General features: G+C 64.4%; 18 protein-coding genes. 13 read left to right on the top strand and 5 right to left on the bottom strand.

Annotation, left to right across the window (positions count from 1 at the left end):
- Window position 1: 1 nt before the first annotated feature.
- The gene (locus FGL95_RS17490) at window positions 2–1,267 is read right to left on the bottom strand and encodes an aspartate kinase (protein ID WP_169589175.1); all 1,266 of its coding nucleotides are present in this window, start codon (window positions 1,265–1,267) and stop codon (window positions 2–4) included.
- Between the two features lie 251 nt (window positions 1,268–1,518).
- Between FGL95_RS17490 and FGL95_RS17485 the strand changes: the two genes are divergently transcribed.
- From FGL95_RS17485 to FGL95_RS17475, 3 genes are read left to right on the top strand one after another with little or no spacing between them, the layout of a single operon-like run.
- Entirely contained in the window at window positions 1,519–2,064 is a 546-nt protein-coding gene (locus FGL95_RS17485) for a winged helix-turn-helix domain-containing protein (RefSeq protein ID WP_240963118.1), read from the top strand.
- The gene (locus FGL95_RS17480) at window positions 2,057–2,917 is read left to right on the top strand and encodes an SRPBCC family protein (protein ID WP_169589171.1); all 861 of its coding nucleotides are present in this window, start codon (window positions 2,057–2,059) and stop codon (window positions 2,915–2,917) included. Before FGL95_RS17485 ends, FGL95_RS17480 begins: the two co-directional genes overlap by 8 nt.
- Window positions 2,918–2,939: 22 nt before the next feature.
- Window positions 2,940–4,148: a low temperature requirement protein A gene (locus FGL95_RS17475; protein WP_169589169.1), complete on the top strand. Its 1,209-nt coding sequence runs from the start codon at window positions 2,940–2,942 to the stop codon at window positions 4,146–4,148.
- Between the two features lie 6 nt (window positions 4,149–4,154).
- Here the strand turns inward: FGL95_RS17475 and FGL95_RS17470 are convergent, their stop codons facing one another.
- Complete coding sequence (locus FGL95_RS17470) at window positions 4,155–4,517, bottom strand: DUF8021 domain-containing protein (protein WP_169589167.1); 363 nt, start codon at window positions 4,515–4,517, stop codon at window positions 4,155–4,157.
- Window positions 4,514–5,281, bottom strand: coding sequence for an ion transporter (locus FGL95_RS17465; protein WP_169589165.1), 768 nt, complete (start codon window positions 5,279–5,281; stop codon window positions 4,514–4,516). Before FGL95_RS17465 ends, FGL95_RS17470 begins: the two co-directional genes overlap by 4 nt.
- A gap of 149 nt (window positions 5,282–5,430) precedes the next feature.
- Here FGL95_RS17465 and FGL95_RS17460 point away from each other — a divergent pair, with 149 nt between their 5' ends.
- Window positions 5,431–6,606 (top strand): alkane 1-monooxygenase, encoded by a 1,176-nt coding sequence (locus FGL95_RS17460; RefSeq protein WP_169589163.1) that lies wholly within the window; start codon window positions 5,431–5,433, stop codon window positions 6,604–6,606.
- A 3-nt stretch (window positions 6,607–6,609) separates the two neighbouring features.
- Here the strand turns inward: FGL95_RS17460 and FGL95_RS17455 are convergent, their stop codons facing one another.
- Together FGL95_RS17455 and FGL95_RS17450 are read right to left on the bottom strand one after the other, a co-directional pair.
- Window positions 6,610–8,220, bottom strand: a complete 1,611-nt coding sequence (locus FGL95_RS17455; RefSeq protein ID WP_169589161.1) for a GMC oxidoreductase — start codon at window positions 8,218–8,220, stop codon at window positions 6,610–6,612.
- Window positions 8,221–8,258: 38 nt separating this feature from the next.
- Entirely contained in the window at window positions 8,259–8,999 is a 741-nt protein-coding gene (locus FGL95_RS17450; protein WP_169589159.1) for a TetR family transcriptional regulator, read from the bottom strand.
- Window positions 9,000–9,212: 213 nt separating this feature from the next.
- Between FGL95_RS17450 and leuA the strand changes: the two genes are divergently transcribed.
- The 9 genes from leuA to FGL95_RS17405 all read left to right on the top strand — a co-directional run bounded on the left by leuA (window position 9,213) and on the right by FGL95_RS17405 (window position 21,298).
- Entirely contained in the window at window positions 9,213–11,006 is a 1,794-nt protein-coding gene (leuA, locus tag FGL95_RS17445; protein WP_169589157.1) for a 2-isopropylmalate synthase, read from the top strand.
- Window positions 11,007–11,109: 103 nt separating this feature from the next.
- Window positions 11,110–12,372 (top strand): hypothetical protein, encoded by a 1,263-nt coding sequence (locus tag FGL95_RS17440; protein ID WP_338079905.1) that lies wholly within the window; start codon window positions 11,110–11,112, stop codon window positions 12,370–12,372.
- On the top strand, window positions 12,369–13,334 hold the full coding sequence (locus tag FGL95_RS17435) for a glutamate ABC transporter substrate-binding protein (protein ID WP_169589155.1): 966 nt from the start codon (window positions 12,369–12,371) through the stop codon (window positions 13,332–13,334). The genes FGL95_RS17440 and FGL95_RS17435 overlap by 4 nt, the downstream gene beginning before the upstream one ends.
- Window positions 13,335–13,339: 5 nt before the next feature.
- Complete coding sequence (locus FGL95_RS17430) at window positions 13,340–14,563, top strand: hypothetical protein (RefSeq protein WP_169589153.1); 1,224 nt, start codon at window positions 13,340–13,342, stop codon at window positions 14,561–14,563.
- A gap of 10 nt (window positions 14,564–14,573) precedes the next feature.
- Window positions 14,574–16,805, top strand: coding sequence for a serine/threonine-protein kinase (locus tag FGL95_RS17425; RefSeq protein ID WP_169589151.1), 2,232 nt, complete (start codon window positions 14,574–14,576; stop codon window positions 16,803–16,805).
- The gene (locus FGL95_RS17420; RefSeq protein ID WP_420838058.1) at window positions 16,802–17,827 is read left to right on the top strand and encodes a double zinc ribbon domain-containing protein; all 1,026 of its coding nucleotides are present in this window, start codon (window positions 16,802–16,804) and stop codon (window positions 17,825–17,827) included. Before FGL95_RS17425 ends, FGL95_RS17420 begins: the two co-directional genes overlap by 4 nt.
- Complete coding sequence (locus FGL95_RS17415) at window positions 17,824–19,122, top strand: vWA domain-containing protein (RefSeq protein ID WP_169589149.1); 1,299 nt, start codon at window positions 17,824–17,826, stop codon at window positions 19,120–19,122. Before FGL95_RS17420 ends, FGL95_RS17415 begins: the two co-directional genes overlap by 4 nt.
- The gene (locus FGL95_RS17410; protein WP_169589147.1) at window positions 19,122–19,763 is read left to right on the top strand and encodes an FHA domain-containing protein; all 642 of its coding nucleotides are present in this window, start codon (window positions 19,122–19,124) and stop codon (window positions 19,761–19,763) included. Before FGL95_RS17415 ends, FGL95_RS17410 begins: the two co-directional genes overlap by 1 nt.
- 149 nt (window positions 19,764–19,912) lie before the next feature.
- Complete coding sequence (locus FGL95_RS17405; protein ID WP_169589145.1) at window positions 19,913–21,298, top strand: nucleotide-binding protein; 1,386 nt, start codon at window positions 19,913–19,915, stop codon at window positions 21,296–21,298.
- The last annotated feature ends 167 nt before the right edge of the window (window positions 21,299–21,465 follow it).

Below are 21,465 nucleotides of genomic sequence, written 5' to 3'. Positions count from 1 at the left end.
CCTACCTTCCAGTCCCCGCGTGCACGACCACTTCTTCGTCCCCACCGAGGCCGAATGCTTCGTGCAACGCCTTGACAGCATGATCCAATTCCGTGTCGCGGCACAACACAGATATCCGGATCTCGGATGTCGAGATCAGATCGATGTTCACGCCTGCCTCTGCGAGCGCCTCGCAGAAGGTTGCCGTTACGCCCGGGTGACTCTTCATCCCGGCGCCCACGAGCGAGACCTTGCCGATGTGGTCGTCGTACACGATGTTCGAGAAGCCGATGACGCCCTGCAGCTTCGTCAACTGCTCCACCGCGCGCGGACCGTCGGTCTTGGGCAAGGTGAAGGTGATGTCGGTCTTGCCGGTGTCGATCTTCGAGATGTTCTGCAGCACCATGTCGATATTGATGTCGGCGTCTGCCACCGCGCGGAACACTTTCGCCGCGTAGCCAGGCGAGTCGGGCAGCCCGACGACCGTCACCTTCGCCTCGCTGCGATCGTGCGCGACACCGGTGAGAATGGCTTCTTCCACGGGGATGTCCTCCATCGATCCGTATACGTAAGTTCCCTCGTTGTCCGTGTAGGACGAACGAACATGCACCTTGACGTGATAGCGCCGTGCGTATTCGACGCAGCGCAGTCCGAGGACCTTCGCGCCGCACGCCGCCATCTCGAGCATTTCCTCGAACGAGACATAGGCGAGCTTCTGCGCGTTGGGCACGATGCGCGGGTCCGCGGTATAGACGCCGTCGACGTCGGAGTAGATCTCGCAGACGTCCGCGTTCAACGCCGCCGCCAACGCGACCGCCGTCGTGTCGGACCCGCCGCGACCGAGGGTAGTGACGTCCTTGCTGTCCTGACTCACGCCCTGGAATCCGGCGACCAGAACGATCGAGCCCTTGTCGAGCGCGGCACGGACGCGGCCCGGCGTCACGTCGATGATCTTGGCGTTGCCGTGGGCGCTCGTGGTGATCACGCCCGCCTGCGAACCGGTGAACGACCGCGCTTCCGCTCCGAGCGAATGAATTGCCATGGCCACCAACGCGTTCGAGATGCGCTCACCGGAGGTCAACAACATGTCGAGCTCGCGCGCAGGCGGCACCGGACACACCTGCTCGGCGAGATCGAGCAACTCGTCAGTGGTGTCTCCCATGGCAGAGACGACCACGACGACGTCGTTGCCTGCCTTCTTGGTCTCGACGATCCGCTCAGCGACGCGCCGGATGCGCTCGGCCGATTCGACCGACGATCCCCCGTACTTCTGGACGACGAGAGCCACGCGGATTCCCTTTCGAAGGTTGCAAGCTGGCGGTACCACCAGCACATCAGCCTACCGAGAACACGCAGGCGCCCGTCGGTCAGGCAGCCGCAGCCGCAAATTCTTCGCCATCGTGGACGACAAAGTCGTGGCATGCTCGGCGCGCTTGTGCGTCTTTTAGGAGTCCCTGGACTCCTAAAAGACGCACGACCCAGGCGGTATTGACAAAACATATTTTTACGTACAAACTCATTTTTGTTATGAGAGATGTCATGTACTTGGAAGAGCTAGAGCAGGCGGAGATCCTGCTCAAGCCGCAACGCATCGAAGTGCTGCGGCAGCTGGCCGAGCCGGGGACGTGCACCGACGTCGCGAACCGGCTCGGGCAAACACCCCAGCGCGTCTACTACCAAGTCAGGAAGTTGGTCGACGCCGGACTGGTCGATCAGGTCTCCGTACGCAAGGTTCGGGGAATCGACGAGGGGATCTACCAAGCGAGCGCCCGCTCGTATTGGTTGTCACCTCGGCTCGTAGGTCGGATCGGACTGCGCAAGGCGCAGGACGAGCTGAGCCTCGGCTATCTGCTGGACCTGATGGAAGAAGTGCAAGCCGACGTCGCCGCTCTCGACCGCACCCGGCCGGAGCTCCCCTCGATCGGCGTATCCGGCGAGATTCGGGTGCCACCCGAACAACGCCAGCAATTCATGGCCGACCTGCAGTCCGCGCTGCAGGCCCTGTTCACCAAATACGGCGGCTCCGAGGGCGATGCCTTCAAGGTCGCTATGGCTTGCTACCCAAAGGGAGAAGACGATGACTGAACCGATGATCCTGCGTGCCCGCGTGAACGCTCCCCTACCTGCGGTTCGGGATGCACTGATCAACCCGGAGTCCCTCCAGATCTGGCTCGCCGAGAAGGCTGCCGTCGACCTGCCGACGACGTTCGAGTTCTGGGGCCGCTACACGCCGGAAGGCGATGCGCCGCACCAACGACTGCTCCACGTCGACGACCGATCACTGAAATTCAACTGGCTGCTCGATGGCGTCGATACGACGGTCGAGATCACGCTCGAAGCCGAGAACGATGAGAACACGATCGTCGCGCTGTCGCAGTCGCACTTCGTCATGTCGGAAGCACTCGACGTCACCGCCTCCATTCGCGGCGTCCTCCAGACCTTCTGGTGCATGGCGATCGCCAACCTCGTCGACTTGCTGGAAGGTCGCGAACTGACCTACCGGCACGATTTCACCGACCCCACGATGGCCACCGAAACCGTCATCGATGCACCGCTGCACGAGGTGTACGAGTCGTTGATCGATGGCCAGACGGTCACTGCGTGGTTCGGCTACCCGATCGACATCGAGGCCTGGGCCGGCGGCCGCTACGCCATGGGCGGCTTCGAGAGCGGCTATGCCGCCAAGGTCGTCGACGTCGTGCCGGACAAGAAGCTGTCTGTCGACTGGGGCACCGGCGCTGGCGTCACGTCCTGGGAACTCGCCGATTCCAACGGCAAGACCCGCTTGACCTTCGTGCAAAGCGGTTTCGACCCGGCAACCCCGCCACACGCAGGTTGGTTGGGTTCGGTCAGCGGCTTGGCCGAGCTGCGCCGATTCCACGAGATCAGCAACTGGCGCCCGATCTGGATTCAGGACGAAGCCGCGCAAGCCTCCTAACCGCAGTGGCACGATTGTCGCCGTGAGCATCCCCAAACGCGTTCGCGTGCAGGCAGCATCGGAACGAGCCTCCGTTTCGAACCTCGAGCTCTTCTTCGACCTCGTCTTCGTTTATGCGATGACGCAGGTCACCGACCTCTTCGCCCACGACACCAGTGCGGTCAATCTGCTCCGCTCCGTACTGGTGTCGGGCGTGTTGTGGTGGTGCTGGGTTGGCTACTCATGGCTCGGCAACATCGTTCGCGCCGACGAAGGTGTGATCAAGGTAGGAATGTTCGTAGCGATGGGCGCCACTTTCATTGTCGCGCTGACCATTCCCGAGGCTTTCGACGACATTCCTGGCGGCCTGTCCGGTCCGGTGATGTTTGCGGTCGGCTATTTCGTGGTCCGCGTCGTTCACCTTGCACTCTTCTGGGTCGTGAGTCGTGAGGATCCGCAGTTGCGTGGCCAGTTGGTGAAATGGGTTCCGTCCATCGTCATCAGTACGACGCTGCTGCTGATCGCATCCCAGACCGAAGGCACCGTGCAGACGTTGCTGTGGTTGGCCGCTCTTGCCGGCGACTACATCGGGACGATGCTCGCCGGCGAGGACTGGCGACTGCGGTCACCAAGCCATTTCGCGGAACGCCATGGCTTGATCGTGATCGTCGCGCTCGGGGAATCGATCGTATCGATCGGCATCGGTGTCGCTGCCCTGCCGATCTCGTGGCCGATCATCGTCGCCACGATGCTCGGACTGGCGATCTCGGGCCTCTTGTGGTGGGCATACTTCGACGTCACGTCGATAGCCGTCGAGCACGCGCTCGACCAGGCGGACGGCGCGCGCCAGATCAAGATCGCCCGCAACAGCTACACGTTCGGACACCTGCCGCTGGTGATAGCGGTCATCGGTTTGTCGCTGGGGCTCAAGAAAGTCCTCAGCTACGTCGGCGACGAGCATCATCACAAACTCGGCGACGCGTTGTACGGAATCCCGTTGTTCTCGCTGTACGGCGGAGTCGTGCTGTACCTACTCGCGTTGGTGTTCTTCAAGTGGTACGCGGTCCGGACCGTCACGGTCCCGAGACTGGTCGCGGCAGTCGTGTTGGTTGCGTTGACCCCGCTTGCCGCCGCCCTACCTGCACTCGTGTCGCTCGGAATTCTTACGGCTGTCACCATCGCGCTGATTGCCTACGAGACCACGAAGTTCGCCGATCCACGCGAGCAGATTCGGCACGGCAGCAACGAATAGCCATTTCTACGATCTGGGCGGTCGACCAATTTTCGCGTCGACGCGGTGGATCAATAGATCGTCCGCAGGAATAATGAAATCTTCGACGACTTTAACCGTTGTGATTCTGCGGCCGAGAAAACCGGCATCCAGCAGATATTCGGTGTGGACGACGTCGGCTTCGACGGTCGCCGTGAAATCACGAATTCCGAGAATCACCCGGTACTGCGGCCCACGCGACAAACTCCGACGCAAATGCCTACCCGACCGCCCAGTTTTGAGTCCCATTTCGTAGCGCACCGCATCGGGCGCGAACGCGACCGACTCGCCATCGTGGGTGATCAGAGCGTCGACGTACGCGCGCGCAACGTCGATCTGCGCGGCGGTCATCGTGTGGCACCGGGGCGGCGGACGATGTCCTTTTCGCGCACGGACTCCTTGATCTGATCCAGGTTCTCGCGGACGAGATCGGAGACCAGTTCGTCGGTCCTCGGGTCTTCCAGCACCTGGAACACGATACGGAATGTGGTGTCGGTTGCGATCCGAACAATGTCGTCGTGGAACGGAACGAACTTCAACCTTCCAGCCTGAGGATCCTTGCGTATGCGCTCGAGGATCATCGCGTCGAGCTCGGCTCGATTCTCCTCCAACGCATTTGCGATGTTTGTCGTATATCGCCCATGCTGAAGGACGTCGGCGACCTCGTCGAGCATGGCGACGGTGATCGGCCGCTTGATGACGTCGACGATGGTGTTGACGAACTTGTTGACGACGGCCGCGGTCACGCGATCGCCGACCGCGCGGTCGGCGGCGCGGCCCAACCGGGCCAGCACGACCACGATGCGTAGCAGCCGAAACCCGCGAAACGCAGGGTTCGTCACAGGGATCATTCCCAGGACCTCGTACCAGTTTCGTACGGGGAAACGCCAACCCCAGCCTTCGCGCCGCCATCGCCAGCAGAATTCGATGGCGAAGATCGCACAGACTCCGTAGTCGACGTAGACGATCGTGCGATGAATGTCGTCGGAGACGTGCCAAAACGTGATCCACGCCAGATAAATCACCGAAACGATTGCAAGAACCAACATCGCCCAGTCGACGATCGTCACCGGGGGCTTTCGCGGGTACGGACCAATTTCGACCGGGTCCTGCATTTCCGGAGCTCCTAACGTCGCATTCGATCTTAGGGGACCCAAACCGCTATCCGCCAGCAACTAGTCGAGACCATTTTGTTGCCAGTCGTTAGGTAACACTCACAGCGTCACCGGCTATCTAATCGGCGAGGACAAACGATTTTCAAGGGATGCGGGCAATGAGCACGGACGGATTCGAAGGTGGATGGCGCGACCGCAAGCGGTCCCTGTGGATCCTTGGGCTGATCGCACCAGCATGCGCCTTGCTGCCTTCGCAGCTCGTGATGCTTACGGGCCTGGAATTGTTCTGGTGGATCGGTCCGCTCGTCGTCTTCGTGGCAATCCCGATCCTCGACATCGTGGTCGGTGACGACGGAGCGAACGTGCCCGAATCCGACTACGAACGAATCTCCGACGACCGCTTCTACCGCTGGTGCACTTACCTGTTCCTGCCGATCCTGCTCTCCGGCCTTTTGGTCTCCAGCTATCTCTGGGCAGGCACCGGTTTGTCTGTTCTCGACAAGATCGGCCTCGCGGTCACCGTCGGCCTCATCTCCGGCATCGGCATCAACGCGGCCCACGAATTGGGCCACCGCGCCGAGAAGCACGAACGTTGGCTCGCCAAAGTCGCGCTCGCCCAATCCGGCTACGGGCATTTCTTCGTCGAACACAACCGCGGCCACCACGTCCGCGTCGCCACCCCACCCGATCCCGCGTCCTCGCGCTATGGCGAAAGCCTGTGGCGGTTCCTGCCTCGCAGCATCAGCGGCGGTTTCCGCTCCGCGCTGAAACTCGAAGCCGAACAATTGGCCCGTAAGGGCAAGCCGTGGTTCAGCATCCGGAACAACATCCTGCAAGCGTGGGCGATGAGCGCCGTACTGTTCGGCACCCTGATCGCCGTGTTCGGCATCGAGATCGCGCCATACCTGCTGCTACAGGCCGTCATTGCGTTCACCATGCTGGAAACCGTCAACTACGTCGAGCACTACGGACTGATGCGTGAGCAATTGCCCAACGGTCGCTATGAACGCACAGCACCACGGCACTCCTGGAACAGCGATCGCCTGGTCACCAATGTGTTCCTGTTCCACCTGCAACGGCACAGCGACCACCACGCCAACCCGGGCCGCCGCTACCAGACGTTGCGGTCGTGCGACGAAGCGCCACAGCTTCCGGCCGGCTACGCCACGATGATCGTGTACGCGATGATCCCGCCGCTGTGGCGCGCAATCATGAACCCCCGAGTCCGCGCCCACTACAACGGCGACCTCACCCGCGCGAATCTGGCACCGCGGTACCGCGCCCGCATCGAAGCAACCGGCAAGGGTCTGGAAAACGCCGCGTAGCGATCAGCTCCGCAGAATAGCCTCGATGTTTCGCTCCGCAATCGCGGAAATGGTCAACGATGGATTCACGGCTGCCGTGCTACCCGGAATCGCGGCGCCGTCCATCACGAACAGTCCCGGATGGCCGTGCACTCGGCCGTATGCGTCCGTAGCCAACCCGAGCACTGCACCGCCGAGCGGGTGCGCGGTGAAGCGCGCGTTCGCGTCGTAGCCGATGGGCTTGTAGTCGAACATCGACCCGGACCGTTGCTGCACCCGGTCGTTCATCACGCGCGTCGCCTCGAGCGCGGCGTCGTTACCGTTGGCCGGCCAATCCAGGCCGACCCGGCCGGTGCGCGGGTCGTAGCCGAAGCGCGCTCGCGTCGAATCGAGCACGATCCCGAGCGAGGCCAGCGCACCCACGTCGACTGGAAGTCCGGGGATGAACCAATTCTCCAACGTCGTCGGCAGACCGGGGTCGTCGGTGATCTTGCTTGCGCACGGCACACCGCCGGTGCCACCGCCGAACGACGTCACTCCACGAGCAAGACCGACATCGCCGTTGGTCCCCCACCCCTCGCCGATGTGTTCGTTGAGGTTGGGCAGTGCGCCAGTCGCCCGCGCACGGACCAGCAGTTCCGAGGTACCGATCGACCCTGCGCCGAGGAAGAGCCGGTCGCAGGTCAGAGTGCGGGTGCGCTGGACATCGCCGGTCGGGCCGATCTTCGTGATCGAGACGCTGTAGCGTCCGCCCGGCTCCTGGGCAATCGCATCGACGCGGTGCCCTGGGAAAACCCCCGCCTTGCCAGTTTCGCGCGCCAGCCGGAGGTAGTTCTGGTTGAGGTCGAACTTCGCGCCGTTCGAGTTGCCGAGGTTACTGCGCGACGCGGTGGCCGACTTACGCGACGTACCGGCCAACTCGCTTCGGATGACGTCCCAGTTGAAGATCGATTCCACTGGCTGCGGCTGATAGCCAGCGCGCCGCGCCTGGTCGTCCCACGCCCGCGAATGAGCGAACGGGTCCGAACCGTAGATGTCAGCGGGCATCGTCGACAGGCGAAGCATCTGCCGAACGCGGGGGTAGTACGTGTTGTGCAGTTCGTCGAAGCTCACCACTCCGCGGAAGACAGAATCGAAATGCCGCTTCTCCGGTTCGACCATCGCGCCCGTGAAGATGATGGACCCGCCGCCGACAGCGGCAGCGCGCCACACGTCGATGTTTCCGAATTCTGTGCAATCGAGAACGCCGCCGAAGTCCTCGAAAAACACCGGCACTTTCGTCACACCGGTGAAGCTCGTCCGGTGCCAGAAACCACGGCCGTCCGGCAGATCGTCGCCGGTGAAGATTTCGCGCCACGGGTCGTTCGGCCACTGCGATCCGCGCTCGAGAACAGTCGTCGCGACGCCTGCCTCGGCGAGGCGCAGCGCCGAGATGGCGCCGCCGAAGCCGGACCCGATGACGATCGCAGCGGTGTGGTCAGGCGGATCGGGAAGGGGCGCAAAGATTTCCGGCACCCAACCACGGAAGAGCGTCGCCCACGGACCGTCGCCATGCGCGACCGCGCGGCTACTCAGACCGACGCCCAAAGACGCGGCCGCGATGCCTGCGGTCTTGAAGAAGGCCCGTCTGTCCAATGGTTCCCTCGCCTTGAAGTAAATCGTGCGAGGTCAACCTACATTGCGCGGCGCTCGAACACGACACCTGCCGCCCACGCGTCGTCGATCATCTGGCCGATATCGATGGTCGTCGCCGCCTTACCTTCGGGACTGGCGAGCACGGCGTCGATGTGCGCGAGGGTGTTGGCGCGAACGAGGTCGTCGACTTTGCCGACCTTGCGGACGACGACAGCCGACAGACCGAGCGCGTCGACGTCGACCGAAATTGCTCGCGGATGTGGCCTCGCAACGTCGATGACCAAGGTGAGATCGTCTTTCACACGCGCGCTGATCCCGATCGGGACCACGACTTTCGCGCAGATTCGCTTCTGAAACCGGCCGACCTCGATATCGATGACGAGACCGACCGGAATCTTCGCCGCCAATCCCCTTGCCGCACGAGTCGTCGCGATATCCCCGACGACGCCGCGGGCGACCGCTCGACCACGCTTACCGGGCCCTACCGCCAGCGGACCGATGACCAGCGAGGTACCGAGCAGATCCGCGATGACGGAATGAATGCGGTCGGGGCTCATGGCTCGCTCGACGAACTGGTCGGTGAACCCGGCGGGGACTTCAGGCTTGGGCTGTTGCATTCCCAGCGCGGTCCGCAGGTCGTGCATCGAATCGAAGTACCGATAGATCGAGGTCGACGACATGTCCAGCGCCCGAGCGATTTCGCGCAGCCCGACGCCCGCCGGGTCGCGTCCGTCGAGCCGCACCCGCGCGGCGGCTAATACTTCCTGCCTCGTGGTCACCTAGCCAGTGTACAGCCGTTCACTCAAGCGAGTCTCAATATCCATTTGGGCGGCCTCGGCAAGCATGTAGACTTTTCAGCTATGCAGCGGGCGCTTCTCCTCGGTCGCCGCGGCGGGGTCTGACCAGACCGGCTTCCCGTCGCGGGGTCTTGTCGCGCCGGTCGATATCCTGTTCTGAGGACCGACCCGTCCGCCCGACATCACGGAGAAACAATGTCACCCGCCGATGCTTTCACTTCCGGTTCGCGCACGATCACCGCGCCGACCCGGCCCGCGCCTGCCGATCAGCCTGCGTGGAACACCCAGCGCAACTCGTCGATGCCCACCTATCGCTATCGACCGTTTGCCGAAGAAGTCGAGCCGGTCGGTCTTCCCGACCGGACCTGGCCAGACAAGATCATCGATCGCGCACCGATGTGGTGCGCTGTCGATCTTCGCGACGGCAACCAAGCGCTGATCGACCCGATGAGCCCCGCGCGCAAGCGCCGCATGTTCGACCTGCTGGTCCGGATGGGCTACAAGGAAATCGAGGTCGGGTTCCCGTCCGCGAGCCAGACCGACTTCGACTTCGTTCGCGAAATCATCGAAGAGAACGCGATTCCCGACGACGTCACCATCCAGGTACTCACCCAGTGTCGCCCTGAGCTGATCGAGCGGACCTTCGTCGCCTGCGCAGGCGCACCCAAGGTCATCGTGCATTTCTACAACTCGACGTCGATCCTGCAGCGCCGCGTCGTCTTCCGCGCCGACCGCGAGGTCGTGAAGAAGATCGCCACCGACGCCGCGGTGAAGTGCCTCGAAGAGGCCGCGAAGTACCCGGACACAGAATGGCGTTACGAGTACTCGCCCGAGTCCTACACGGGCACCGAACTCGACTACGCCAAGGACGTCTGCGACGCGGTCACCGCGATCATCGCCCCGACTCCCGCGGTCCCGATGATCATCAACCTGCCCGCGACGGTCGAGATGACGACGCCGAACAGCTACGCCGACTCGATCGAGTGGATGAGCCGCAATCTGGCCCGTCGCGACTCGGTCGTGCTGTCGCTGCATCCCCACAACGACCGCGGAACCGCTGTTGCGGCAGCCGAACTGGGCTACCAAGCCGGCGCAGACCGCATCGAGGGCTGCCTGTTCGGCAACGGCGAGCGCACCGGCAACGTATGCCTGGTGACGCTGGGGCTGAATCTGTTCTCCCGCGGGGTCGACCCGCAGATCGACTTCAGCAACATCGACGAGATCCGCCGGACCGTCGAGTACTGCAACCAGCTCCCCGTCCCGGAACGGCATCCCTACGGTGGCGACCTCGTTTACACCGCCTTCTCGGGCAGCCACCAGGATGCGATCAACAAGGGCCTGGACGCGATGAAGTTCGACGCAGACGCGGCAGACAGCGATGTCGCCGATCTGCTCTGGCAGGTGCCGTATCTGCCGATCGATCCGAAGGACGTCGGCCGCACCTACGAGGCCGTCATTCGCGTGAACTCGCAGTCCGGCAAGGGTGGCGTCGCCTACCTCATGAAAGCCGATCATGGCCTGGCGCTGCCGCGTCGCCTGCAGATCGAGTTCTCGCGCGCCATTCAGCAGATCACCGAGGGTGAGGGCGGCGAGGTCAGTTCGAAGGCGATGTGGGACGTCTTCGCCAACGAGTACCTGCACCCGATTCTGCCGCTGGAACGTATTCGTCAGCAGGTGAAGGCTGCCGAGGTCGACGGCGGGACCGATTCGATCGTGGCCACCGTGAAGATCGATGGCAAAGAGCACGAGATCGCCGGCTCCGGCGACGGACCGCTCTCGGCCTTCGTCGACGCGCTCTCCACCGTCGGAATCGACGTGCGCGTGCTCGACTATTCCGAGCACGCAATGACGTCCGGCGTCGACTCGCAAGCGGCGGCCTACGTCGAGTGTGCGATCGGCGAAAAGGTGATCTGGGGCGTGGGCATCGCAACCTCGATCACGACCGCCTCCCTGCGCGCTGTTGTTTCGGCGGTCAATCGCGCCAGCTGAACTGCTCGTGAGTCTTTTCGGAGTCCCTGGACTCCGAAAAGACTCACGAGGGTTAGCGCATTACTATCGCGGCTGAACGACCGACCACTCGGGGAGGGGGACAGTGACGCGATCGCAAACGAGGACGGGCCGGCACCGCGCAGTGGCCTGGTTACGGCGTTTCGCGGCCACCACCCCGGGCATGATCGGCGGGGTCGGCATCATCCTCGTCATTGCGTGTGTCGTGACCGGAATAGTCGGGTCCGCGCAGCTGAACAACAAGAAGGCCGAACGCACCCACGTTCTCGACACCACCGAACCGCTCGCATTCGCGGCGCAGAATCTCTACGCCGCGCTCTCGACCGCGGACGCGACGGCGGCAGCAGCGTTTCTGTCCGGTGGCATCGAGTCGCCCCAGGTCAGGTCCAAGTATCAGCAGGCACTGGCCGACGCTGCCACCGCCTTGGCGGCGGCCACCTCAGGCTCCGGCGACGACGAGACCCGTAACGCGGTCGCACAGATCGCCGCTGGGCTACCGGCCTACACCGGCTTGATCGAATCCGCGAGGGCGAACAATCGGCAGGGCTTCCCGGTCGGCGCCGCATACCTGCGCGAAGCGTCTGCCCTCATGCAGACCTCGTTGCTACCGAATGCCGAAAAGCTCTACTCGGCAAAGTTTGCGGACCTCACTCGCAGCCAAGCCGATATCGCCGCCAATCCGTGGAGCACGATCGTTCTGCTACTCCTCGTGCTCGTCGCGTTGGCGGCAACGTCGTTTCTGTTGTTCACGCGCACCAATCGCAGATACAACACCGGGCTGGTCCTCGCGGCGATCGCGACGGTGATCGCCCTGCTGTGGATCACCATCGCAATGTCTTTGGCGAGCAACAGCATCGACGCCAGCCGGACCGATGGCTCGACGAAATTCGACCATCTTGCCCAAGCCAGAATTCTGGCGCAGCAAGCGCGGACCGACGAAACGCTCGAACTCATCACCCGGGGCGACGTCGGCCCGATCGAGAAGTCGTTCGCCGATCACATCAGCAAGCTGCGCGAGCAGTTGGCTGCAGCAGGAGCGTCGGCCGATGGCTTCGACACCTGGACCTCTGGGCATGCCAAGCAACTCGAGGCGTATCTCAAAGCCGATTACGCCGGTGCCGTGCGGCAGGCGATCGGAGCCGAACCAGAAGGTTCGACCGCGCAGTTCGGCAAGCTGGACTCCTCGATTCAGGGCGAAATCGCGCACGCACGGACCGAGTTGCGCGATCGGGTCGACGCTGCCGGGAGCAGGCTCGCATTGAGTCCCACAGCCATACTCGTGTTGCTGGGTGTTGCTGCCGTCGCGGTCGTTGCCGGGCTGTGGCCGCGGTTGAAGGAGTTCTTATGACGAGGCGCGCAGGATGGCTCGCGCTGCTCGTGGCCGCGCTCGTCGTCACCGGTTGCGAGTCGTCGACGTCCGAACTGCCACCGGTGGGTCCGGTCAATCCGACTCCGGTGGGTGCACAGGAGATCACGTCGGTGCCAACGACTCTCGACGACTCCACGTGCGACACCGACGTCAGTCTCCGGCCGGGCCGAAATCCCGCGCCTGGCGCCATGCCTGCGGGATCGACGATGGCCGAGATCGCCAACCGCGGCCGGCTGCGAGTCGGGGTCGACCAGAACACCTACCTGTTCGGCTTCCGGAACCCCGTGACCGGGCAGCTCGAAGGCTTCGACATCGACCTCGCCCGCGAAATGGCCCGTGACCTGCTCGGCGACCCGGACAAGATCGACTTCCTCTCGCTGTCCGCCGCCGATCGTGAGACCGCGCTGAAAGACGGCAAGGTCGACATGGTGGTCCGTACGTTCTCTGCCACCTGTGATCGTCGGCAGCGAGTCGGCTTCTCGGCGGTGTATTTCAGCACCGACCGTCGCGTACTCGCGGCGAAGTCGTCGGGCATCTCGTCGACGAAGGACCTTGCAGGCAAGCGGGTCTGCGTCGTCGTCGGCACAACGGTCGTACCGGTGTTGCTGAGCCTGCCGCAGCCACCGAAAGTCACCGGCGCGACGAACTACACCGACTGTCTCGTCCTCCTGCAGCAAGGCCAGGTCGACGCGATCAGCACCGACACTCCGATCTTGCTCGGGCTGGCTGCACAGGATCCGAACCTTGCCGTCGTCGGCGAATCGCTCGGTACCGACAACTTTGCTGTCGGGGTCCCGAAGGAGCGGACAGACCTAATCCGTTTCGTGAACGGCGTCCTCGAGCGCATGCGTTCCGACGGCACTTGGGACCGGATCTACAACGCGAGGCTCGGCAGCCTCGGCCCGTCGCCCGGCCCGCCGATTCCGCGATATCAGGATTGACGACCGTGCACCCGATCCTGACGTCGATCGAGATCGACAGCGACTTGTCCGCTCGCAATGCCGAACTCGAGCGGATCATCGCCTCGCTCGTCGAACTCGATCAACACCCGGGGCTCGCCCATTTGCGGCTGTATCCGCCGACCGGAAACACGGCGAAGAAATGGGCGCCCTGCGCCGCGTCATTGGCTCTGATGTGGGATGACTACGGACGAATGAAGTCGATCCTCGAATCAGCACGGACCGTACGGGCTCGGCGGTCGAAACCGAACGACGCGGACCGCGTGGAGCTCACCCATTTGCTCCGCGACCGCCCACTCGAGCTGGAGCGCACCGCAGTTCCGCTGGCGCAACGGTCGCTGATGGGGCCGACCGAAACCGTTCTGCACATCGGCATCGCCGACATCGTCGAACGGATGAAGGTCGCGTATCCCGCGGTCACCGAATTGGTCAGCGCAGTCGACGAGATCAACTCGTTCGTGCTCTCCCAGCTTGCCCCGTTGCAGAAGCGGCTCGACAAGATCGCGGCGGCATTGTCCGTCGACCCCGACGGCTCGACGGCGCCATCCGAGCTGCGGGCGGTCAGCCGCGACATCGCGAACCTGCTCGATACGTCCGCGAACGATCCGCTGTCGCTGACGGTTCCGAGCGTCGAGGCCGCGATCACCACCATCGCCGACCGCGTCGGCCGGGTATGCAGCGAATTCGACGGCATTGCAAAGGTTCTCGCGCATTGGGCGAGCACCATCGCCGAGCTCGGCAGCGAGGTCAACGAGATCGCCGAGTCGCGGTTGCGAGGTGCGCAGGCGCGCGACAAGGTCGCCAGATCCATCGTGACCGCCCCCTTGCCGATTCCGTCGGATCGCACCGAATCGCTCCGTTCACGACTGACGGAAGTTGCTGCGTTACGAGGTAATCCGAAGGCACGCGTCGCGGCTATCAAGAGCTTGCGCGAGGCTGTCGAGACCGAACTGACCCAAGCGGCCGCCGACGAAGATCTGGCGCAAGGCCTGCTGGACCGGCACGCCGAGCTTCGTGGCCGCCATTCGGCATATCAAGCCAAGGCGGCACGACTCGGCGTGGGCGAAGACCGTGATGTCCTCGCCGCAGACCGTACGGCCGCCGATTTGCTCGCCCGTCGCCCATGCGATCTGCAGGCCGCGACCCGCGCGATCACCGCACAGCGAGACATCATCGCGGCGAAAGCTACAGCGCGAGAAGAGAATCGATGAGGAGGCCACGATGACCTGCGCCGAACCCGGCTGCGGCGGAACTGTCGTCGACGGCTACTGCGAAGTGTGCGGAACTGCACCGCAGGCGGCACCTGCCCAGGCGTCGACGCGCTCGACGGCAACGGCTGCCAACTCGACGACGGCCCGCACCTCGTCGCGTTCGGTCCGAACCAACCGGTCGAAGTCGACCAGATCGAGTTCGCGTGGCCACCTGGGTGCGGGGATGGTCGATGTCCCTCGCGCACCGCGAGTCGACCCCACCACCGCGATGATGGTCGATCCGCAAGTGGCGGAGAACAAACGGTTTTGCAGCAGCTGCGGTAACCCGGTCGGTCGTGGGCGGGACGGTCGGCCGGGACGGAGCGAGGGCTTCTGCGCCAACTGCCGGACCAAGTTCTCGTTCACCCCGAAGCTTGTTACGGGCGATGTCGTCGGCGGCCAATACGAGGTGCGCGGTTGCTTGGCGCACGGCGGTCTCGGCTGGATCTACCTCGCCGTCGATCGCAACGTCAACAACCGCTGGGTGGTACTGAAAGGCCTGCTGAACTCCGGCGACGCCGATGCGATGGCAGCAGCGGTCGCCGAGCGACGCTTCCTTGCCGAGGTCGAGCATCCCAGCATCGTGAAGATCCACAACTTCGTCGAGCACAAGGGTTCCGACGGAGTGGCGGTCGGCTACATCGTGATGGAGTACGTCGGCGGTACTTCGCTCAAGCAGATTCTCAAGCGCCACACCCAGGAGACCGGTGAGTACCTGCCGCCCGAGCAGGCTGTGGCCTACATCGTCGAAATGTTGCCTGCGCTGGGCTATTTGCACACCCTTGGCGTCGCGTACTGCGATTTCAAGCCCGACAACGTGATGCAAACCGACGAGCAACTCAAGCTGATCGACCTCGGCGCGGTTGTGTCGATGGACGACGAGGACAGCGCGATCTACGGCACGATCGGCTATCAAGCGCCCGAGATCGCAGAGACCGGGCCCACTGTCGCCACCGAGATCTACACGGTGGGGCGCACTCTCGCAGTTCTCGTGACCGCAGTCCCGCAAGAGCGCGGTCACTTCGTCGAGCAACTCCCCGGCCCCGAATCCGTGCCCGTGTTCGCGACACATCCGTCGCTGTTCCGCGCCATCCTTCGTGCGACCAACGCCGATCCGAGTGCGCGTTTTGCATCGACCGAAGAAATGGCCGACCAGCTCACCGGCGTCCTGCGGGAGATCTTGGCTCGCAACGACGGAACGCCGCGGCCGGGGATGTCCGCGTACTTCAGTCCGCAGCGTGCGGCCTTCGGCGTCGGGTCCGGTGCTGAGGCGAGCATCGACCCGGCGCACGTGATCGCCGCGCTCCCAGTTCCGCTCGTCGATCCCACCGACAGTGGCGCGGCATTGCTGGCCACCACCAGCGGCACGAAACCGGCCCACTTGGAGCACGCCCTCGAAACCGCGAGTGGCGCCACGACCGCGATGGGCAAAGTCGAATCGATCGAGATTCCCCTGCGCCTGGTGCGGGCGGCGCTGGAAACGGGCGATCACGCCGAGGCACGGTCACGCCTGGACGGGCTCGAACAGATCATTCCCGGCGACTGGCGGATCGCGTGGTACCGCGGGCAAGCGGACCTGCTCAACGGAGCATTCGACCAGGCCCAGCAGGAATTCGACGGCGTCCTGACCGCGCTGCCCGGCGAGCTTGCGCCGAAAATGGCGCTGGGCGCGGTCGCCGAACTTCGGGGCGACGCAGCAACGGCAACCGAGTACTACGAAGCGGTGTGGCGGACCGATCGGTCGTTCGTGAGCACGGCGTTCGGTCTGGCCAGGCAACGGTCCGCAGCGGGCGACCGTGCCGGAGCGACGCAGGTCCTGGACGAGGTGCCGTCCGCATCATCGCTGTTCACAGAAGCGCAGATCGCCGGCGTCGAAACACAGCTGGACGGTTTGGCTCCTGAACAACTGAACGAGGACCTGCTGCGCGAAGCCGGCTCGCGCGTCGAGGCACTCAACGTGGAGTCGACGCGGCGACGGGCAACCATTCGGTTGAAGGTGTTCGACGCAGCGCTCGCGTGGCTGCACTCCGGCGGCAGGAACAGGCAGGGCATTCGGCTGCTGGGAGTCGACCTGACCGAAGCAGGAGTGCGGACCGGAATCGAACGGTGCTACCGCGACCTCGCGCGCGAAACGCCGGACTATTGGGAACGCTTCACCCTCGTCGACCGTGCCAACGCCATGCGCCCCCGGACGACGTTGTGACCGCCCGCGCGTGCGTGCAGTGCGGCACGCCGGCGCACACGAGCGACCGGTTCTGTGAAAACTGCGGCGCGGAACTGGCGGTGCACCAGGTCCTGGTTCCGCAGCTCGGTCCGGTGAGTGCGAGCTGCGCAGAATGCGGCGGGGAATCGTTCGACTCCGACGACTACTGCGTCGTGTGCGGTCATTTGCGTGGCGCGACCGATCGCGACGAACGCGAACTCGGGCCGATTGCCCTCATCACAGACCGCGGCCTTGTCCATCCGCGCAACGAGGACTCGGGGGCCGCGGGATTCTTGGACGGCGACGGGGAAGGCGGGCCACCTGCGGCAATCGCGATCGTCGTCTGCGACGGCGTCTCGACAACCGACAACCCGCAGGCGGCGTCCGGAGCAGCCGCACGTGCCGGCGTCGAAACGCTGCTCTCCTGGCTATCGGACGGGCGAGATGCCGAAGAGGCGATGGTCGCAGCGATAGCCGCGGCAGGCGAGGCGGCGACCGCCGTGGCGACACCCGATCAGGAACACGCGCCGTCGTGCACCTTCACTGCAGCAGCGCTGGCAACCCGCGGTGGCCGCACCGACGTCACGGTCGGCAACGTCGGCGACAGCCGCGTGTACTGGCTGGCAGCCGAGGGAGCGGCAGAACCGTCACAGCAGCTGACGGTCGACGATTCGTGGGCGCAGGAACTGATCACCGCCGGGGTTGCGGACGAAAAGGCCGCTATGGCCGATCCGCGCGCACACATGATCACCCGATGGCTGGGTGCCGACGCCGGTGCGGAGCCGTTGCCGAGCTTCGCAGTCAAATCCTTCAGTACCTCGGGTCCGGGGGTGGTGCTCGTCTGTAGCGACGGCCTGTGGAACTACCTACCCAACGCCGCCGACTTGGCCACGATCGCGACCGTCGGCGACGCGAACACTGCCGCAAGGACTCTCGTCGAATTCGCTCTCGCATCGGGCGGCAGAGACAACATCACCGTCGCGGTCGTGCCGATCCCACCGAAAGATACGGAGGCAGCATGAGTTCCCCACAGCAGCAAGGTTTTTCAGTCGCTGTCGATCAGAACTTCTACCTCGCCGAAGGAACCGGCACCGTCGACGCCATCGTGACGATCGACGGTGGCGAGAACGCGGTCCCAGCCGGTCCGACGCCGGACCGGATCGAGGTGATCGCCATCGACTGCTCCGGTTCCATGCAAGCGCCGTTCGCAAAGTTCGAGGGAGCAAAACGCGCCACCGCCGCCGCCATCGACGAACTGACCGACGGAACGTTCTTCGCCATCATCGCGGGCACGGAAGTGGCGCGCTTGGTCTTCCCGATCGGTGGCAGCCCGGTCCGGGCGTCGCGGGCAACGAAGGCGGAGGCGCTGCGAGCTGTCGACGGTCTGCGCCCCAAAGGCGGCACCGCCATGGGGACTTGGCTGGAGCTGACTCGTCGGCTCGTCGAGCGCCACCCCGGTGCCCTCGCCCATGCGATCCTGCTGACCGACGGCAAGAACGAACACGAAACGCCGGAGGCACTGGCTCGACAGATCCAACTCGCCACCGGCAAGTTCTCCTGCGATTGCCGCGGCGTCGGTACCGACTGGCGCGTGGACGAACTGCGCCCGATCGCATCCGCGCTGCTCGGCACGGTCGACATCGTCGCCGATCCAGCCGGACTGGCCGCCGACTTCGCGTCGATGATGCGGGTCGCTATGACCAAGACGATCCCCGACTTGACGCTACGGCTCTGGACGCCGGTCGGCGCTCGCATTCATTTCGTCAAGCAAGTCGCGCCGACGGTCGAGGATCTCACCGCCCGGCGCACGGAATCCGGAACTCAGCGCGGCGACTACCCGCTCGGTGCCTGGGGTACCGAGGATCGTGACTATCACATTCAGATCGAGGTCGAACCTGCCGCGGCGGGCCGCGAGAAGCTCGCTGCCCGGGTCAGCGTGGTCGCAGGCGACGAGGTGGTCGGCGAGGGACTGATCAAAGCGGTGTGGACCGCGGATACCGAGTTGTCGGCGAAAATCAGTCGCCGCGTCGCGCACTACACGGGCCAGGCCGAACTTGCGCAGGTCGTCCAAGAGGGTTTGGCAGCACGCAAGAGCGGTGACGACGACACCGCGACCGCGAAACTGCGCCGGGCGATGCAACTCGCCGAGGAGTCGGGCAACGAAGGCACCGCGAAGCTTCTCGCAAAGGTCGTCGAGGTCGACGAGCGCACCGGCACGGTGAGGCTGCGACGGCAGGTTGCGGCCGCAGACGAGATGGCACTCGATGCACGATCGACCAAGACGGCGCGAGTGCGGTCACAACCGAAGGAGTCGTAATGGTGACCTGTGTGGAAGGCCACATTTCGGCCGCAACGGACTACTGCGATGTGTGCGGCACCCCGATGTCTGCCCGGCCGGTCAGCACGCCGGTCGCCGAGCCGACCGCGGTCGTTCCAGCCCCGACCGCAGCGAAGGAGTGTCCAGCTTGCGGCGCCCCAGTCGTCGGTCGATTCTGCGAAGACTGCGGTCATGATTCTGCGTTGCCTGCACCGCCGAGCGGTCCGTCGGCGAGCACTGTGCAATGGACTGCGGTGATCGACGCCGATCGCGCCTACTACGACCGAGTGCAGGCACGTGAGGGCCCGGACGCCGATACCGTTGCTTTCCCCAGTTACTTCCCACAGCGCCGAATCACCTTGCAAGGTGAGGAATTCCTCATCGGCAAGCACAGTCGCTCGCAGGGGGTGACGCCCGTGATCGACCTGAGCGTGCCGCCTGCCGACGCGGGCGTTTCCCGAGTTCATGCGGTCGTGCGGATCGTCGGGGACGGACTGGAGCTGACCGACGTAGGGTCGACGAACGGCACCAGCCTCAACGCGAGTGACGACCTCCTACCTCCCAATGTAGCGACGCCGTTGCGCAGCGGCGACCGTGTGCACGTCGGGGCGTGGACGACGATCACATTCGTGCTTTCATAGGTCGTTTCCGGCACATCGACGCTGGTTAGCCAGATGGTTGCGACCGCGTTGCGCGGTCACTTCGAGAGCGCGACGAACGAGGCGAAGATGCTAGCGTGATTGCCGCTAGCGCGCAGTGAAACGTCCGTGAATGTCCTGGGGGGAAAGCCGTGAACAACGAATACAGTCCCGCCACGCCACCATGGCTGCAGCCGCAGCAATCCGAGGAACCCGCGGCTCCTGCGCGAGCGCATCAGGTCGGGCGACGACCGGACAACGTCGAGCCGCAGCATCAGCAGGTGCCCCAAGAGGCCCCCCGGTCGGAACCACAGGCCGCGAACCCATGGGCGGTTGCGCAGGGCTCGTTCCCTCCGTCGAGCTACACACCGCAGCAGCCGGACGGCTACGACAACGACCACTACTCGCGTGAGAAGTCGGAGATCGCATCGGATGGAACGGTCCGTCGGGTGCCGGTCCACGAGGACCAGGTCGCGGCCCGCTACCAAGCGCCGCCCGATATTCCGCCCAACGGTCCCGTCTACGGGTGGGCACCCCCACCGCAGCAACAGCCGCAATACCAAGGCCAATGGCAGGGCGCCCCGCAGCAGCACCAACAGCAGCCGCCGCAATCGGTCAACGATCTGAGCTTGCTCAGACGAGCGAAGCGGCCACCGCGCAGCGGATGGCGACTGGCTCTGCACAAGGCGTCCGGCGGCAACATCAACCCCGGTGAGTCGCACGCAGATATTGCGTACCGCGAGCTCGTCGACCGCGTGAATCAGCCGGTCCGCGGCGATTACCGCATCGCGATCCTGTCGCTGAAAGGCGGCGTCGGCAAGACAACGACGACGGTCGGGCTCGGCTCGACGTTCGCGTCGCTCCGCGGCGATCGCGTCGTCGCCATCGACGCCAACCCGGACCTGGGCACGCTCGCCCACCGCGTCCCGAAGCAGACTCGCTCGACCGTACGCAACCTCCTCGACGACCCGAACATCCACCGCTACAGCGACGTCCGAGCGCACACGTCTCAGGCGCCGAGCCGACTGGAAGTCCTTGCCAGCGAGCAAGATCCGGCAGTGTCGGAAGCGTTCAGCGAAGCGGATTACCGCTCGGCCATCGGGGTCCTGCAGTCGTACTACAACATCATCCTGACCGACTGCGGCACAGGACTGATGCATTCCGCGATGAGCGGCGTCCTCGACATGGCCAGCTCGCTGGTCCTGGTCACCTCACCCGCGATCGACGGCGCCCGCAGCGCGTCGGCCACGTTGGATTGGCTCGAGCATCACGGTCACGGCAATCTCGTCGAGCGCACGGTCGTCGTGGTGAACGCCTCCCGGAAAGGTGCATCGTCGGTCGACATCGACCAGTTGCGCAGGCTTTTCCTCGACCGCACCCGGGCCGTTCAGGTCGTGCCGTACGACGACCATCTCGCCGAGGGCGCTGAGATCGACCTCGAACTGGTCGGCAAGCCGACCAAGCGCGCCTTCCTCGAGCTCGCGGCAATGGTTGCCGACGAATTCGCCATCCAGAGCGGTCGGCACTCCGAGTCCTAACCCGCGTAAGTCCGCACCCCCTCGTGAGTCTTTTAGGAGTCCAGAGACTCTGTCCAGTCTCGACACATGTGGGACATCTGATGTCTACCCACATGTGGGACAGGTTGTTGGATGCGTAGGTGATGGCACCTGAGACCGGGCTTGGATCAGTTCATGCCCAGATCGGT

This window comes from Antrihabitans stalactiti, from assembly GCF_012932915.1.
GTDB lineage: Bacteria > Actinomycetota > Actinomycetes > Mycobacteriales > Mycobacteriaceae > Antrihabitans > Antrihabitans stalactiti.
Note: the sequence above shows the minus strand (reverse complement) of the source record. Positions and strands in the feature narration are given on the sequence as shown.